Source organism: Cyclobacterium sp. L-R, assembly GCF_056859355.1.
Genome location: NZ_JBSXOH010000042.1, coordinates 16349 through 34885 on the forward strand (window position 1 = coordinate 16349; position 18537 = coordinate 34885).

At 38.1% G+C, this 18537-nt stretch carries 13 protein-coding genes; all 13 read left to right on the plus strand.

Features of this window, described 5'->3' with window-relative positions:
• Positions 1-217 precede the first annotated feature (217 nt).
• The 13 genes from AC13EX_RS04235 (at position 218) to AC13EX_RS04295 (ending at position 18525) form a co-directional block, all read left to right on the plus strand.
• Positions 218-646: a hypothetical protein gene (locus tag AC13EX_RS04235; RefSeq protein ID WP_482891681.1), complete on the plus strand. Its 429-nt coding sequence runs from the start codon at positions 218-220 to the stop codon at positions 644-646.
• Entirely contained in the window at positions 634-1911 is a 1278-nt protein-coding gene (locus tag AC13EX_RS04240; RefSeq protein WP_482891682.1) for an N-acyl-D-amino-acid deacylase family protein, read from the plus strand. Before AC13EX_RS04235 ends, AC13EX_RS04240 begins: the two co-directional genes overlap by 13 nt.
• A gap of 875 nt (positions 1912-2786) precedes the next feature.
• Positions 2787-6041 carry a SusC/RagA family TonB-linked outer membrane protein gene (locus AC13EX_RS04245; protein WP_482891683.1) on the plus strand — a complete coding sequence of 1085 codons (3255 nt, stop codon included), beginning with the start codon at positions 2787-2789 and terminating at the stop codon, positions 6039-6041.
• A 10-nt stretch (positions 6042-6051) separates the two neighbouring features.
• On the plus strand, positions 6052-7488 hold the full coding sequence (locus AC13EX_RS04250) for a SusD/RagB family nutrient-binding outer membrane lipoprotein (RefSeq protein ID WP_482891684.1): 1437 nt from the start codon (positions 6052-6054) through the stop codon (positions 7486-7488).
• 348 nt (positions 7489-7836) lie between these two features.
• The gene (locus AC13EX_RS04255) at positions 7837-9372 is read left to right on the plus strand and encodes a sulfatase (RefSeq protein ID WP_482891685.1); all 1536 of its coding nucleotides are present in this window, start codon (positions 7837-7839) and stop codon (positions 9370-9372) included.
• Between the two features lie 45 nt (positions 9373-9417).
• Positions 9418-10335, plus strand: coding sequence for a hypothetical protein (locus tag AC13EX_RS04260; RefSeq protein WP_482891686.1), 918 nt, complete (start codon positions 9418-9420; stop codon positions 10333-10335).
• Positions 10336-10847: 512 nt separating this feature from the next.
• Positions 10848-11426 carry a YceI family protein gene (locus AC13EX_RS04265; protein WP_482891687.1) on the plus strand — a complete coding sequence of 193 codons (579 nt, stop codon included), beginning with the start codon at positions 10848-10850 and terminating at the stop codon, positions 11424-11426.
• Positions 11427-11445: 19 nt separating this feature from the next.
• Positions 11446-12732 carry a hypothetical protein gene (locus AC13EX_RS04270; RefSeq protein WP_482891688.1) on the plus strand — a complete coding sequence of 429 codons (1287 nt, stop codon included), beginning with the start codon at positions 11446-11448 and terminating at the stop codon, positions 12730-12732.
• A gap of 18 nt (positions 12733-12750) precedes the next feature.
• Positions 12751-13287 carry a hypothetical protein gene (locus AC13EX_RS04275; protein WP_482891689.1) on the plus strand — a complete coding sequence of 179 codons (537 nt, stop codon included), beginning with the start codon at positions 12751-12753 and terminating at the stop codon, positions 13285-13287.
• Between the two features lie 313 nt (positions 13288-13600).
• Positions 13601-14341: a rhamnogalacturonan acetylesterase gene (locus AC13EX_RS04280; protein WP_482891690.1), complete on the plus strand. Its 741-nt coding sequence runs from the start codon at positions 13601-13603 to the stop codon at positions 14339-14341.
• Between the two features lie 93 nt (positions 14342-14434).
• Positions 14435-14770 carry a tRNA-binding protein gene (locus AC13EX_RS04285; protein WP_048643247.1) on the plus strand — a complete coding sequence of 112 codons (336 nt, stop codon included), beginning with the start codon at positions 14435-14437 and terminating at the stop codon, positions 14768-14770.
• 100 nt (positions 14771-14870) lie between these two features.
• Complete coding sequence (locus tag AC13EX_RS04290) at positions 14871-15932, plus strand: glycoside hydrolase family protein (RefSeq protein ID WP_482891691.1); 1062 nt, start codon at positions 14871-14873, stop codon at positions 15930-15932.
• Positions 15933-16170: 238 nt separating this feature from the next.
• Positions 16171-18525: a TonB-dependent receptor gene (locus AC13EX_RS04295; protein ID WP_482891692.1), complete on the plus strand. Its 2355-nt coding sequence runs from the start codon at positions 16171-16173 to the stop codon at positions 18523-18525.
• Positions 18526-18537 lie beyond the last annotated feature (12 nt).

The window sequence follows — 18537 nt, forward strand, 5'->3', positions numbered from 1 at the left end:
TGTTCAAGTTTATAGGAAGGGTTGAACTTTAATGGTTTATATTGGTAACTAAAGGCTGAAAAACGTGTTTGCCTTATTCTAAAATAGGCAATTGGACTATTATTTTATTATGGAATCAATTCCCTTGAGGAAAAATCAGGACAGGCTAAGGCTTATTTTTTTCTTATATTTAGGAGCAGTAATTGGCCTTAAGTATTAGTTATTTAAACGCAAGAATATGAAACCACTTCTTTCGATTTTATTAATTACCATTATTTTAAATGGCTGTACATCTTCCGACACTGAGTCTTTCGATGTGCTAATCAAAAATGGTCAGATAGTGGATGGATCAGGGCAACCATCCTTTATTGGAGATGTAGGCATTAGAGGAGACACTATTTCAGCAATTGGTGATTTAGCAGCAGCAAAGGGCAAAATAGAAATTGATGCATCAGGCTTAGTTGTTGCTCCTGGTTTTATTAATATGCTAAGTTGGGCTGTAGATGCCCTTATTGAAGATGGTAAATCACAAAGTGATATTAGACAAGGGGTGACCTTGGAAGTGTTTGGAGAAGGGAGTTCGATGGGTCCATTGAATGAGGAAATGAAAAGGGAAGAGCAGGAAAGTCAGGGTGATATCAAATACCCAATCTCTTGGACTACTTAAGTGAATACCTGGATTTTATCGTTAGAAAAGGGGTTGCTCCCAACGTGGCCTCATTCGTAGGAGCTACAACCCTTAGGATTCACACGGTAGGATACGAAAACCGTGCCCCTAATAATAATGAAATGGAAACCATGAAGCGCTTGGTAAAAGAAGCCATGGAAGAAGGAGCGTTGGGCGTTGGCTCTTCTCTGATTTATGCCCCGGCATTTTATTCCACTACAGAGGAGTTAATAGCGCTTTGTAAAGTTGCTTCCGAATACGATGGAATGTACATTTCTCATTTGCGAAGTGAGGGAAATCAACTGTTGGAAAGTTTAGATGAGTTGATTCGTATCGCTGATGAGGCAAATATCAGAGCTGAGGTGTATCACCTGAAAATGGCCGGGAAAAACAATTGGAACAAATTTGATGCGGTGGTTTCAAAAATAGACTCCGCTAGAAATGCGGGCCTTTCTATAACCACAAATATGTATACTTATGCTGCCGGAGCCACCGGCTTAGATGCTTCCATGCCGCCTTGGGTTCAAGAAGGTGGCTATGACAAATGGGCCGAACGATTACAAGATCCAATAATTAGAGCCCAATTAAAGGAAGAAATGGTGACACCGACGAATGATTGGGAGAGTTTGATGATGGGGGTAGCATCATATGACGACATGCTCCTGATAGGTTTTAAAAACGATTCCTTAAAATACCTGACAGGTAAATCGCTAGCTGAAGTGGCAGCTATGAGGAACACGTCTCCTGTAGAAACGGCCATGGACTTGGTTATCCAGGATGGTAGTAGAGTTGGGACTGTATATTTCTTGATGTCTGAGGAAAATGTGAAAAAACAAATTCAACTTCCCTACATGAGCTTTGGATCTGATGCAGCTTCTTATGCTCCAGAGGGAGTATTTCTAAGGTCGAGTTCTCATCCTAGGGCATTCGGGAATTTCTCACGACTTCTTGGTAAATATGTTCGTGAAGAAAAGGTGATTTCTCTGGAGGAAGCCATATACAAACTCACAACTCTACCTGCTACGAATTTGAAAATTAAAAAGCGTGGAGCATTGAAAGAAGGCTTTTATGCTGATTTGGCAATATTTGATCCGAAAGAAATTCAAGATCATGCCACCTTTGATAAACCCATGCAATATTCAACTGGGATGGTTCACGTTTTTGTTAATGGTACCCAAGTGCTCAATAATGGGGTACATACAGGTGCTTTACCAGGTAGAATGGTTAAAGGTCCTGGGTATAAGGTTGACAAACATGTTCAATAATGCCTTTTCCTTTTCAGATAAAGCAAAATGGCTTTCTTTTTTAGATGTGAGGGTAAGAAACAACCATTTTAATATAAATAGTATTTATATATTTTTTATTTGAATTATAAGAATTGGGAAATTAAGGTTTGATGGAAAAAAAAACGCTGATTTTTCTATATTTGAAAATTTCAATGAATTTTCAAATATAGGTGTTATATCATTTGGGGTTTAATGTAAATAATTAAAAGTCAGTCACTTTATTGGTATTTTTTACTTTGAATTTCACTTTGTTATGTATTGTTCCTCAATTGAACTTTTTTCGAGATACCAAGCCATTATGGATCGATTCAAATCCTCCTTTACCAAACTTATAATATCAGCCATAAAGGACTTTAGTTACAAGGAGTCTTATTTTTTGGAGCTTGAGCACTAAATACCCTTATGTTGATATATATTAGTTTGCATTCATATGATTATAAGATAATTATACCTTTATTTATTGTGCCGATTGAGTTTTAATGATTAAGTTTATATAGAATCGGTAGCATTGTGATAAAGTCTAATTAAGAGTTTAAAATGCTGATTTTTAATAAATTAAACTGTAAAAATTTTTAAACTCTTTTTAGATTAAATTAAACAATATTTCAGCTTAAATGTTAATCGAAAGGAAACCTAACAGCTTTCGTTCAGATCTCTCTTTAATCAAAAAAAACAATAACTTTTTTTGCTATAAAAAAAGATAGCGCAGAATTTTCAAATTTATTTTAGTAAAACAGTAAAAAAATGATTTATGGAACTGTTTTTGTTGCTATTTATTGATGATTTATTTTTTATTGAAATTTGGTAATTCATATTAGTATTTATTAACTATTTATAATTTAAATGATAAAATTATGAAGAATATTTTACTGTGCTTTGTACTGGTATTCGGTACAATATTTTCTTTGGTTGCGCAAAGTAGGATGGTGTCGGGAAGAGTAACTTCCGATGAAGAACCGGATGGCATTCCGGGAGTGAATGTTCTGGTTAAAGGAACAATGCTGGGGTCAATTACAGATATTGATGGTAATTATTCTCTAAGTGTACCAGAAGGATCTAATGTTTTGGTTTTCAGTTTTGTGGGATTTGAAACCCAAGAAATAAATGTTGGAAACCGAAATACAGTCAATGTGGTTTTGCTTCAAGATGTTAATGAACTCTCTGAAGTAGTAATAACTGCTTTAGGTGTAGAAAGAAACAGAAATGAGTTGGCCTATTCTGCACAGGAGGTTGATGGAGATCTGATTACAAGAACCAGAAGCCCTGATTTTGTAAATTCCTTATCTGGAAAAGTAGCGGGACTTGACATTAGGAGTAATAATACAATGGGTGGTTCTACTAATGTGATCATGCGTGGCTATTCCTCAATCACGGGAAATAATCAAGCTTTGTTTGTCATAGATGGAGTGCCCATTAGTAACGCCAATAACAATACCAGTACCAGGGCTTACCAAGCGAATGAGAGTTTTGGAAATCAGCAAGAAGGTCGTGTAGGTACTGATTTTGGGAATGCTGCTGCGGATTTAAATCCAGATAATATAGAGTCGATTAACGTATTAAAAGGAGCTGCAGCCACAGCTTTGTATGGATCGCGTGCTGCCAATGGTGTAATTATGATTACCACCAAAAAAGGCAAGGAAAACAGCATGGATATTACCGTAAATACCGGTGTTGTATGGAGTAAAATTGATAAAAGCACTTTTGTAAGGTATCAAAAAGATTATGGTGCCGGTTATATTAATGCTTTCAGAACTTCTAAAGACCTTGGGAGCGGTGTAGGTCCAGTTGTTAGGTTTCAGGATGATGCCTCTTACGGTCCAGCATTTGACCCGAGTATTATGGTTTACCAGTGGGATGCCATTGATCCTTTTTCTCCAAATTATGGAAAAATGACTCCTTGGGTTGCAGCTGAAAATGATCCAAGTACATTTTACGAAACAGGTCTGAATTCGAATCAGAGTATCATGTTAAGTGGAGGTGGAAGCGATGCTACATTTAGTTTAGGTTATACTCGGAATGACACAAAGGGTAATTTACCTAACAGTTCCATAGATAAGGATCAATTTACTTTTAACGCTTCATATGATGCTACAGATCGGTTGACTGTTTCTGCTTCCGGAAACTATTCACGAACAGTAGGTATGGGAAGGTACGGAACCGGATACAATGGTAGGAATCCAAACCAACAGTTTAGACAATGGTGGCAAACTAATGTTGACATTAGGCAACAAGAAGAAGCTTATTGGAGAAATGAACAGAACATTACCTGGAACTGGAATAGTGATAACACCGGGCCGATATATTCAGACAATCTATACTGGTCAAGGTACCAAAACTATTCAAATGATAGCAGAGATAACTACTATGGATATGCTGCCGTCAATTATAAGGTTACGGATTGGTTCAGTGTTATGGGCCGTGCATCCTTCAACTCTACCTCAGACCTTCAGGAAGAGCGAGTAGCCATTGGGAGTGCAGATGTAAGTCAATACACCAGGTTTAATAGAGATTTCAATGAGTCAAACTTTGACTTATTGCTGAATTTCAATAAGGACATTTCCGAAGATTTAAGTTTTACAGGTTTAGTAGGTTCCAACATACGTAGGAGCAGAATGAGTTCTATAAGAGCCAGTACAAATGGTGGATTGGTTGTTCCGGGATTGTATGGATTATCCAATTCTCGAAATCCTATTCAACCTCCATTTGAAGAATCTGAGCAGATTGGTGTTGATGGTGTTTTTGCCAATGCCAATTTTGGATATAAAGAAACACTTTTTGTAGAGATTTCTGCACGCCAAGATAAATCCACTACCTTGCCGAAGGATAACAATACGTATTTCTATCCTGCTGCTGCAGCCAATTTGGTTTTTTCTAATTTGTTAGAACTTGACTGGTTGACTCATGCAAAAGTAAGGGCCAATTATGCTGAGGTAGGTAATGATGCTCCAGCTTTGAGTTTGTACGACGTGTATGATTCACAGACCGGATACGGATCTATTCCTATATTTTCTTTACCCCATACTAGGAATAACAATTCTCTACTGCCAGAAAGACAAAAAAGCTTAGAGGCAGGAGTTGAAGCTGATTTTTTCAGTAGCCTTTTTGGTTTTGATGTGACTTGGTACAAGTCAAATACAATCAATCAGATTTTGCCAGTAAATACCTCAGCAGCTAGTGGTTATACAAAAAGGTTTGTCAATGCTGGTGAAGTTCAAAACCAAGGTATTGAGGTGTCAGCCTTTGTAACACCTATACAAACACAGAATTTTTCATGGACAATGAACGTTAATTTTGCTCGCAATAGAAATGAAGTAATCAGTTTATTTGGAGAGGGCGAAAACAAGGTTTTAAATGTGCCAATTGCTTCTTTTCAAGGAGGAGTGTCTGTCAATGCCGCTGTTGGACAGCCTTACGGGATTATCCGAGGAAAAGATTTTATTTACACCAATGGGCAAAGAACAGTAAATGAAGATGGGTATTATTTGACTTCAGACAATTCTGACGAAATAATTGGAGACCCTAACCCAGATTGGATTGGAGGAATAAATAACTCACTTTCTTATAAAAATTTCTCACTAGGATTTTTAATTGATATTCGAAGTGGTGGGGATATCTTTTCATTAGATCAGTATTATGGTGAAGGAACAGGACTTTATCCTGTAACAGCCGCCGTAAATCAGAAAGGATTCCCATCAAGACTTCCTGTGGAAGATGGGGGAGGTGTTTTATTGCCAGGAGTTAAAGAAGATGGAACACCGAATGACATCTATGCAGAAAACCTCGATGGGGATGGTGTTACTCCCTTTGGCTATGCGGCCAATAATTATGGAGAGACACCTCGATCCCTTTATACTTTCGATGGAAGTTTTGTGAAGTTGAGAGAGGTTTCATTAAGTTACTCCCTTCCAGCCTCATTGATTCAGAGAATGGGTGTCTTTCAAAGTGTAGATTTGCAACTGATAGGCCGTAACTTATGGATAATACATAAAAACATGGAGTTTTCCGATCCGGAAGAAGGTTTGAGTTCCGGTAATGCAGGAAGAGGTTATCAGGGAGGTGCTTACCCTGCTTTAAAAAATTATGGTTTTAATGTACGGTTAAATTTCTAAACCAGATAAGATGAAAAAGATATTTATAAGTTTGTTCGCAGCGATGTTGATGACATCATGTGTAGATAATTTGGATGATTTTAATGTAGATCAAAAGCGGGCAACCAATGTTCCGCCTGAGACGCTTTTTACAGGTGCCGTTAAAGAACTTACGGATGTTATTACTACTCCTGATGTTAATGTCAATAATTATAGATTTTATGTGCAACATTGGACCACAACTCAATATTTAGATGAGCCTAGGTACAATATGACCACCCGCCTTATTCCTCAGAATGTGTGGCAGGCCCTATATAGGGATGTGTTGGCAGATTTAAAGGAATCTAAGAGGCTGATAGAAGCTGATGAATTGGCTGAAGAAAACAAGAAAAATAACCAATTGGCACAGATAGAAATAATGGAGGTGTATGCTTGGTCGGTGCTGGTGAATACTTTTGGAAATGTTCCTTACTCACAGGCATTGGATTCAGACAATTCTCTGCCTTCTTACGATGATGCAGCTACCATATACAATGATATTCTTACCCGTCTCGATGCAGCACTCAATCGGATCAAGACAGATTACAGTGGGTTTGAGGATGGGGACATCTTGTATAAGGGAAACATGGAAAATTGGATAAAATTTGGCAACTCCCTTAAATTAAAACTGGGGATGGTTATTGCTGATGTTAGTCCAGGACCTGCACAAAGTCTGGTGGAAGCCGCTGCGCCAAATGTTTTTACTAGCAATATGGACAATGGAGCATTCCCTTATCTTAATGCACCACCAAATAACAATCCCGTTTCTGAAGAGATTAACTCTTTATTTACTTCCAGACAAGATTATGTTGCAGCCAATACTTTAGTTGATGCAATGAATGAATTGAACGATCCCAGAAGATCTTTTTATTTTACTCAGGTAGATGGGGAGTTTAAGGGTGGAAAGTATGGATTTTCAAATTCATATTCTGATTTTTCAACCATCAATTCAATAATCACTGACCCGACCTTCGAGGCCTTGCTAATGGATTATTCAGAAGTGGAATTTCTTTTAGCTGAAGCAGTTGAAAGAGGCTTTAATGTGGGAGGAACAGCTGAAGAACATTATAACAATGGGGTCACTGCTTCTATAAGTTACTGGGGTGGAACAGCCGACGAAATAGCCGACTATCTTGCCCAGTCTGAGGTTAATTATTCAACAGCAACAGGAGATTGGCGTCAAAAAATAGGAAATCAGAAATGGATATCCCTATACAATAGAGGTTATGATGCATGGTTGGCATGGAGAAGATTGGATGCACCAAATCTGCAACCTCCGCTTATTGAAGGGGTGAGCAACTTGGTTATCCCTAAAAGAGTTATTTATCCTGTCAATGAACAAACCCTTAACGGTACTAATCGATCCGCAGCAGGACAAGCCATTGGTGGGGATGATGGCGCTACCTATTTGTGGTGGGATGTTAATTAAGAAATCAAAATCAAAAAGCAGTTCCAATTTGGAGTTGCTTTTTTTTTGAATATATACCTATTAAACCCGGATTATGTAATAGAATGTCTATTGCATATTTCGGGTTAAACACCTATTTAGCTAATGTTAACAACAGGGAATAGCTTGTTTTTTGTCAAGAAAAATTGATCTTCAAATTTGGTTCGGGATTTACTTAGCTAGATGGTGAGAAATTTCAATTGGTATTTTAGACTAAAAAATCTACTTTTATTTTTGAATAGGTATCAAAGTGATTTTTCTGGATTGAATATTATACCCGAAATAGGCAATAATCATTTTTATTAAATAATCCGAGTTAAACCCTAATAAATGACAACCATTAAGAATATTTTAAAAAACATCCATAAAAGTAACATGACTGTGGGGGTCGGAATGGCTATTTTTTTCTTTTTGAGCATTATTCCATGCAGTTTAATTGCCCAGCAACCCAATATTTTGGTCATCATTTCGGATGATCTTAACACCAATATTGGACCCTATATGGATACTGATAAACATACTCCCCATCTTGACAGACTTGCTTCTGAAGGAGTGAAATTTACCAAGGTTTACAGTCAGTTTCCACTTTGTGGGCCCTCCAGGGCTTCAATAATGAGTGGTCTCTATCCGGAAAGTAATGGTGTATTGGGAAACAATGATCAATTGGGTAGTTATAGGAAGGAAACACCATCCCTGGCCAATCATCCATCGATGGCAGGATTTTTTAGAGAAAGGGGGTATTACACCGCCAGAATTTCAAAGATTTTTCACATGGGAGTGCCAGGAGGTATAGAAAGAGGTGCTGCTGGTGGGGATGATCCAGATTCCTGGGATTATGCCTACAATGTGCTAGGTCCGGAAACATTAAGCCAAGGAAAATTGGAACTACTTTCCCCTAAAAACCATCATTATGGATCAAATTTTGCCCAAATGGTGATTCCTGATAGTCTAGAGGGAACACAGACTGATTATTTAGCAGCCAGCCAAGCCATAGCCGTTTTAGAGAATCGCGCTGGAAAAATCCCTGCTGGAGGGACCAATAAACAAAGGGTTAAAAAGGATGCACCGTTTTTCTTGGCAGTGGGGTTTGTTAGGCCACATGTACCATTGATTGCACCTGAAAGAAATTTCACTCCTTATCCAGTTAATGAGGTGGTTTTGCCAAAAGTAAATATTGGGGACAACGTTCCGCTGCAGGCTTTGAAAAGACAAAATGAAAGGATTTGGGGAATGGATGAGCTTCAGCAGCGTAAAACCATTAGTGCCTATATGGCCAGTGTTCAGTTTATGGATGAACAAGTGGGAAGATTGCTGGATGCCCTTGGTAGGTTGGACTTGAGAAAAGAAACGATAGTAATTTTTATGTCCGATCATGGTTACAATCTGGGTGAACATGATTGTTGGTCAAAGTCCAGTCTATGGGAGGGAAGCATTAGGGTTCCTGTCATCTTTTCTGTTCCTGGCAAGGAATATGAAAAAGCATACGGAGGCAGTTCTGAAAGTATAACGGAATTGCTGGACATTTATCCTACACTGGTGGATCTTACCGGATTATCATCAGAGAAACCAACTATCCTTCAGGGAACAAGTTTGCTGCCACAGTTAAAAGGTGAAAGTAAGGATATGGAAGAAAACATTGCCTACACCATTTACAATGATGGGGCCAGTTTGCGGACGGACAAATGGAGGTATACCAGGTGGGGAGACCTTGCATTGGGGAACAATGAAGAACTGTACGATCATTCTACTGATCCTGAAGAGAACCTTAATTTAGTAGGGAATAAAGACCATGTTGGTGTTTTGGAAAGGATGCGTAAGAAATTGGAGGAGACAAGAAATAAAGCTCAGAGCAGCTTAAATAAATAGGCAGTGATGGTTGTTGTTAAACGATTGCTAGACAATAATACTTTTATGAATAAGACAATTTTTTTGCTATTAATGTTGCTCCTATCCTTTACTGCCAATGCGCAAATAAACATGGCCGACTCAACAGTACAAGTGATTGGCTATTGGAGCATCGATGATACCCAATCCTATGAAGTATCACTTGAAAAATACAAAATTATAGATGGGGATACCTCTGCTCGAAATTTTATCAAGTACGAGGTTGATATCACCATTAAAGATTCTACCGCTGATAGTTACCTAATTGAATGGTTCTATAAAAACTATGAAATTGAAACGGACAATGAACTCCTCCAAAAGCTTTCAAAAATATCGGAAGATTTACCGGTAATTATCAAAACGGATGAATTTGGTGCAATACAAGAAGTGATTAATTGGGAAGAGGTCGGGAGTTATATGGAAAAGGCAATGGGTCTTATTCAAGTGGAATTTGGTCATTTCCCTAATTTTGATCAAACCATGGCTCAGTTTATGGGGGCGTATAAGAGTAAAGCAGCCATAGAAGGTAATGCCATTAAGGATGCTCTTCAGTTTTACACTTATCATGGTGGAGCATATACGCTCAATGAAGAAATCAATGGACAAATGCAACTGATGAACAATTTCGGAGGAGCTCCTTTTGATACCGAAGTGGAGGTTGTTTTAGATGAAATCGACGAGGAATCGGGATCCTCAATAATTAGAATGTTCCAGGAGGTTAATTCTGAGCAATTGACTAATGCTACTTACGATTTCTTGGAAACACTGACTGGTCTGAAAGGGAAATTGCCTGCAAGAGAAAACTTTCCAGCATTAACCAATAAAACCTGGACGGCATCTCGCATCCATGCCGCTACAGGCTGGACAACTTATAGTATAGAAACGAAAGAAGTTCATGCTGAAGGAACCACCAACGTGGAGGAAAGGATTATACAAATTAAATAACCTAGGAAAGTCCTAATTAGGATGTGTTTAGTTGATGCTATTAGCATTTCCTGATGCCAAACCGGTTTCTTCAAGTAATAGCTTGGGCATTACTTAAGCCGGGTTTAATTACAATTTTCCTTTATTCTTAAAAATGGATTTCTTAATTAATTTTTACGGGCAGCTTTTATTTATCGTTCTGATAAATAAAAATTCTTGATTGCTCATCTGGGTCAAAGCCCACTATTATATCCGTAGCAATCTATCTAATTCCTACACTGTAGTTTAGAAACTTTACACCTTTCAGCTCAATTATTTGCAGTGTAAGATCAGAAATGTTCTAAATCAAAATTTAGGCTGAGCAGAGTAGATGTTAATCAATTTTTCAAGGTTTGATTGACAAATTATATCATATAAGAAGATGATTTTAGTCATGATTAGCCCTGCTGGTATTGTTTACCTTTGACCTATCAAAACAAGCCAATAGCACAGTTTTGAACGGGTATTTTCAAATTAAGCTAAACCAAAACGTTATGTACAAACATTTAAAATTGACCCTGTTTTTCCTTCTTGTGCTTATCACTGTTCATGGTGTTCAAGTGTTTGCTCAGCAGACATATGCAGTAGCACCAAAGCCTGAAATGAAGGTCTCAGGTACTTCTACAATCCATGATTGGGACATGGTTTCAGAAGAGGCTAGCGGAAAAGCTTCGATCAGACTTTCTGCAGGAAAAGTAACAGCTATTCAATCGGTTGAGATTATCATGCCGGTTAAATCCCTCAAAAGTGGAAAGGGGCCAATGGACAAAAATGCCTACAATGCTTTGAAGGAAGCAGATCATCCTGAAATCACTTTTAAAATGCTGGAAGCCCACCAGGATGGAGGCAGCGATTGGAAGGTTTCTGGAAGACTACAAATAGCCGGTGAAACACAAACAGTTCCTTTTATGGTTCAATTTTCACGGGAAGGTGAGGGGATTTCACTTACAGGTTCTGCGGATGTGAAATTAACAGATTTTAAAGTTGATCCTCCCACCGCTGTTTTTGGAACCATTAAAACAGGTGATGAGATGACAATCAGCGTAAAAATGAAACTAAATCCAATTAATTAATATTTTAATTTTTGCTATCATGAAAAAGAGTATTTTATTCCTTACCGGAGCGATCTTATTTTCTTTAAGCAGTCTTGCACAGCAAAGAGACTTGCAGTTTTGGAGACCTTATGATCAAAGAGGAATCAACGTGTTTGAATCAGGTAAAGCTGATACTGTAGCCTTTGATGGGTTAAAAGTGAGAATAGGTGGGGCATTTACCCAGCAATTTCAGTCCATAAGTCATGAAAACTCGGCTAGCCCTGTTATGGACGGCAATGGAGTCAATGTAAACCAATTGATGGACATAGGTTCTGGGTTCAACTTGGCTACTGCTAACCTAAATATAGATGTTGCTTTGGCTGATGGGATTAGGTTGAATTTGATTACTTACCTATCCTCTAGACACCACCCTGAAACCTGGGTAAAAGGTGGGTACTTGCAGTTTGATAAACTTGCTTTCCTTAATAGTACAGCTTTTGATAAAATCATGGAAAAAGTGACCATCAAGGTGGGACATATGGAGGTAAATTATGGTGATTCCCATTTTAGAAGATCTGACAATGGCAATGCATTTTATAATCCATTTGTTGGAAACTATATAATGGATGCCTTCGCTACGGAAATTGGTGCTGAAGTTATTTATCAAAACAACGGTTTTATTGCTGTAGCATCCATGACTGGGGGGGAAATTCAAGGTGGAGTTACCAATCCGGACAAAAGAAAGCCATCTTTTATCGGAAAACTAGGCTATGATAAAACCTTAGACAATGAACTACGCCTAAGGTTGACAGGATCAGTTTATACAACTTCAGGTTCTGTAAATAACACCCTGTGGGCAGGAGATAGATCAGGTTCACGTTATTACCTTGTCATGTCCAATACATTGGCTTCTACTTCTTCCGATTTTAGAACAGGCCGCTTTAATCCCGGTATGCGAGACAATGTAACCGCAATTGTGTTGAACCCATTTATTTCGTATCGTGGTTTGGAGCTTTTTGGAAACTTTGAGCAATCAAAAGGTAAAGCGTCCAATGAAAGCGAAGACAGAACCTGGAATCAAGTAGGAGTTGACGCAGTTTACCGTTTTGGCGCCAGTGACAATTACTATTTGGCAGGCCGTTACAATAAGGTTGGTGGTGAAATGGTAAGTGGAATGGAACCAAACATTTCTCGTGTTCAAGTTGGTGGTGGTTGGTTTATTACCAAAAACATTCTAGCGAAATTGGAATATGTTAATCAAAATTATCAAGATTTTGCTGCAACAGATATCCTTAATGGAGGCTCTTTTAATGGATTCATGATTGAAGGAGTAATTGGTTTTTAATTAGTAATTTTTAATCTTATGCGTATCGCGTTTTTGCTTGGCTGTTGTTTTTTCTTATTTGGGTCTTATGAGAAAGAGGCCTTGATTATCAATCAAACAGAAATCATTGTGAAAGGAAAAACTACCTTTGGCAGTTTTGAATGTAGCTATGAACACCAAGGCAAGCGCGATACGCTACTTTTTGATAACAAGTCTACGGGCATTACTTCATTAGATTTTGAAATTCCAATTACAGCGTTTGGCTGTGGAAATTTTTTATTGAACAGCGATTTTAAGAAAACCCTCAAGGCTGAAGAATACCCTTTGTGTCTGGTTTCCGTAAATAATCTTCAAAGAGGTTCACAGACCATTGTTGGAGACATTTATTTGCAAATGGCGGGGAAAGAACTTTTTTTGGAAAGCGAAACTTTTTACAAATTGAAAGATAGATTACAGGGTACCCTACATCTTTCAACTGAGGAACTGGGCTTGGATGCCACAAGTCGCTTAGGCGGCCTTGTAAAAGTAGAAGAAACAATTGACTTGGAAATCAACCTGTATTTGGAGGGATCCTGATTGATATTGACTTTTATATAGGGCTATATTATAACAGTAACCGGGCGGATCCATCGATCAATTGAACCATTCAATATTCTCTTAACTATATAGTACTTTTTAGTATCAAACTTTCAAGTTCGATCAAATTTGCACTTAAGGCCAATATCCTTCCAGAATTTTGGTATTCTTTATACCTTAATGGCGAGCGGTTTTTATAAAAATCTTAACTTTACAAGGAGGCTATCAAATCAGTGTTTTGATTAGTCTTGTACAATTGCTAAATCCCTAATGGATTAGCAAATAACAATTAATAGACATACCCATCATTCCAATGAAAATAATTTCCCTGATACTTACTCTTTTTTGGTTGGCTTTACCTAATGAAGATTTTCGCGCCACCCATGTCTTTATGATTGGAGATTCTACCATGGCCAACAAACCTGAGCGTAGCCTTCCTGAATATGGTTGGGGACAGGTTTTAAATCATTTTTTCACCGATGCCATCGTTGTAGACAACCACGCAAAAAATGGAAGAAGCTCCAAAAGTTTTATTGACGAAGGATCTTGGGAAAAAGTGATTACCCGAGTGCAGAAAGGTGATTACGTGATCATACAATTCGGTCATAATGACCAGAAATCGGATACATCAAGATTTACCGGGCCTTTTGATACCTATCAAGATAACCTTAAAAGATTTATAAATGAAACCAAGGAAAAAGGGGGTATTCCCATTCTTTGTACTTCTATAGTCCGCAGGCTATTCAATGAGAATGGCACTTTGAGAGATTCCCATGGGGATTATTTGAAAGGGGTAAAGCAGGTAGCCAATGAAACAGGTGTGTATTTTATAGACATGGAGGCCAAAAGCAGGAAATTGGTAGAAGGTATGGGGCCGGAAAAATCAAAACAACTGTACTTATTTTTTGAATCTGGAATTTACCCACACCGGCCAGAAGGAAAGGAGGACAATACCCATTTGTCGCAACTAGGAGCCTTTACTATAGCTGGTCTGGCGGTAGAGGAAATGAAAGCATTAAACATACCTTTGGTTAAACAATTGGTGGAAAAGTAAGTCATTGGCCATCAAATGCACAAAAAATCAGTGATTGGCATAGTTCAGTACAAGCGTTATTGGTTTCACGACCACACTAATTGAGGCAAATAAATGGAAGAATTAACTTGGGATGACTTTATGAAGGTTGAAATGAGAGTAGGTACAATCCTCTCCGCGGAAACGTTCAAGGAAGCAAGAAACCCTGCTTATAAATTAACAATTGATTTTGGAGAACATGGTCTAAAGAAAACTTCTGCCCAAATTACAAAGCTATATAAACCAAATGATTTAATTGGCCGACAGGTGATTGCTGTAGTAAATTTCCCACCCAAGCAAATCGCAAATATCATGAGTGAATGTTTGATTCTAGGCGGGCTTGGTGAAAATAAGGAAGTAACTTTAATTCAACCGGACAGTGCCATCAAGAACGGAACCCGAATTGGATAAGCCCTTCAAAAAGGAACACTTGTATAAGAAAGTCTTATCTAGTACCCTCAATATCCTTTGCTTTCAAAAACCATTACATCAAAAAAAGAAATCATTAAGAATGAAAAACCTATTTTTATCAGTAGCCCTTGTGGGTAGTACTTTGTCTTTATCCTGTTGTAATCAAAAAGAAATAACCATTAAGAAAGAAGTTTCTCAGGAGGTTATGGAGCAAATTTTTGAAGAGGTAAAAACCCCATATAAACATGGTGTGGTTTTTCAGCATCCGGATACAAGTAAAATGATTGATTCACCAACCATCTTTCGACAAGATGAAGTTTGGTACATGACCTATATTGTTTTCGATGGTCAGGGATATGAGACTTGGTTGGCAGAAAGTAAGGATCTACTACAATGGGAGTCAAAAGGGAAGATAATGTCATTTACAGAAAATACCTGGGATGCTAATCAAAAAGCTGGCTATGTTTCGCTTGTCAATACGGAATGGGGAGGAGATTATAGTGTGGAAAAGTTTGAAAATCAATACTGGATGAGCTATTTGGGAGGTAATTCGACTGGTTATGAATCTGGAACACTGAAAATAGGTATGGCAAATACCACAGCATTAACAGCTACAGAAGAATGGAAAACAAATGATCGCCCTCTATTATCGCCAGAGGATGAGGATGTTCGTTGGTTTGAAAACAAAACAATATACAAAAGCCTGGTGATTCGGGACAATGAAAATCATACGGGACATCCTTTCGTCATGTATTACAATGCCAAAGGTGATACCGCCAACTATGAGAGTATAGGAATGGCTGTTTCTGATGACATGTTATCATGGAAACGCTTTGGTGAGGACCCTGTCATTACAAGAGGCAAAGGCATTTGTGGAGACGCTCAAATTGCAAAGTTCAATGATATTTATATCATGTTTTATTTTGGGGCCTTTTGGAAACCTGGTGCTTTTGAAAGGTTTGCCTGTTCTTACGATTTAATCAACTGGACCGACTGGGAAGGGGAAGACCTTATAGCTCCCTCAGAAGATTTTGACGAAAAGTATGCCCATAAGCCTTGGGTGATAAAATGGGATGGTGTGGTTTATCATTTTTACAATGCAGTGGGTAGCGAAGGTAGAGTAATTGCCTTGGCCACATCAAAAGACCTAAAAAATAACTGATTAATTAAGGTGAGATTATTCAGGAAATTTGATTGAGCTAAGCTTATTTAGTGAGATCGGACCCTGCTTTTAAGACATAACCACCATTCAAAGAGAATGCTATTTTTGCAATAGTAAAAGCATTATGAAAATGGCTTAGCTCAGACTTTGGGCTTTGTTCACTTTCTTTATTTTTTTATTATAACTAAGGGGGAATACGAATTCGGTTGTCATTAGATAAACAAAAGAAACTTATCTTATGAAAACTGGAGTATTTGGACTGTTTATCTTCGCCACTTTTTTGATAGTAAATGCAGTTTACGCTCAAAGCCCTAATCAAACGATAAGGGGGAGAGTTGTGGATACTGATAGTAAAAGTGCCATTCCTTTTGCTAATATCACGATTGACGATTCTAATCCATTAATTGGAGTAACCTCTGATATTGATGGAAATTTCAAAATTGAGAATGTAGCGGTAGGCCGCATTACCCTGGCAGTTTCTAGTTTGGGCTATGAAAGGGTAACCGTTCCAAATATTTTACTAATATCCGGTAAGGAGACTGTGTTAAACATAGAGATGAAGGAATCCTTTCAGCAATTGGATCAGGTGGAAATAAGGGCTTACAAAAGGGGGGAATCGACCAATGAGATGGCGATAAGTTCCACCAAACAACTCTCCATTGAAGAATCAAAACGGCATGCAGGTGCGATTAGTGATCCGGCAAGGCTTGTGTCTTCCTTTGCAGGGATAATCAATGAAGGATCTGGTAACAATGACATCATCGTGCGAGGAAATAACCCTCGTTTTATACAGTGGAGATTGGAAGACATTGAAATCCCTAACCCAAATCATTTTGCCATTGAGGGATTGACAGGAGGTCCTATCAATGCGCTGAACAGCCAAATGCTGGCCAATTCAGAATTTTATTCAGGTGCATTTGCCTCTCAATACGGGAATGCATTATCAGGTATTTTTGACATGAAACTCAGAAAAGGCAATGATGAAAAGCAGGAATATAGTTTCTCATTAGGCGTTTTGGGCTTGGACTTTACTGCAGAAGGCCCTATCAGTAAAAAGAACAAAAGCAGCTATTTGATAAACTACCGTTACTCCACACTTTCCTTGTTGGATGATATCGGCTTAGTGGACTTTGGTGGAGTGCCTAGGTATCAGGATTTAAGTTTTAAGTTCTATTTCCCAACTGAAAAAGCCGGAATCTTCACCTTGTTTGGATTAGGGGGAGCAAGTAAAATAGGTTTTGTCACCACGGACGAGGAAGACGAAGAAATCATCCTAGAAGATGGTTCCCAACACAGTCAATTGGCTGTTACAGGGCTCAAGCATTTTATCCCTTTGGGTAGCAATACCTACTTAAAATCGATTGTCTCTTACGGTTTTAACGGAAGTAAATTGATCGAAAAAAGGCCCTATGAAGAGGAAATATTAAAAGAATTTTATAACGCTGGGTTGAACAACCAAACGTCCCGGGTATTGTCCACATTACACCATAAAATTAATTCCAAACACAATTTTCAAGTAGGGCTAATGTATGCACATAGCAATTTTGATTTTGAAAATACCTATTTCAGCATTCCTGAAAACCAATATTTAAAAGGCCAGGAGAATAAAGGCGCTGCTGATTTTAGTGAGGGTTATTTCAGCTGGAAATGGAGGATTTCAGAATTGCTAACTGCGGTAAATGGGGTGCATGTTTCCAAAAGTAGCTTAAATGACAAGGTTTATCTGGAACCTAGGTTGGCTTTGAAATACCAATTGGATGAAACACAAAATATAAATGCCGCTTTTGGCTTACATAGTAAAATGGCATCTTTACCAAATCATTATGCGCTGGTGTATCAGCCCAATGGTAATTATGCTATGCCCAATAAACATTTGGAGTTGATGCAGGCTTCCCACTATGTCTTGGGCTATGAGAATCTATTGAATAGCAACTTGTTTTTAAAGGTTGAAGCCTACTACCAGCATTTGTATAACATCCCAGTAGAGGACAAAGTAGGGAGTCTCTATTCGTTAATCAATCAAGATGATTATTTTGTGGATAAAGCCATGGTGAATGAAGGGGAGGGAAAGAATACTGGTTTGGAAGTAACTTTGGAGCGGTATTTTAGCAATAAATATTATTTCTTGCTTACAACATCTCTCTATGATTCGAAGTACAAAGCAAAAGATGGAGACTGGAAAAACTCCAGATACAATGGGAATTATGTAGGTAACTTTCTGTTTGGAAAGGAATTTACTGTAGGGCGAAAAAACGCCAATGACAAAACCATAGGAATAAACTCAAGAGTTACCCTATTGGGGGGCAGAAGGTATACTTCTATTGATTTAGAAGAATCCATAAAACAAGAAAAGCAAGTGGAGAATGAAGGTCAATACCTGGGGAATAAGGCAAATGACGTATTCTACCTTAATATAGCAGTAAGTTACCGTGTAAATAAACAAAAGCTAAGCCATGAGCTCAAGTTGGATATTCAAAACCTGACCAACAACAATACAACGATTGATTATTTCTACAATAATGTGAAAAAAGAAATCGATGAAATTCCTCAGCTATCCATGTTTCCAGTAATGAGTTATACGGTCCATTTTTAACCTATTGCTAAA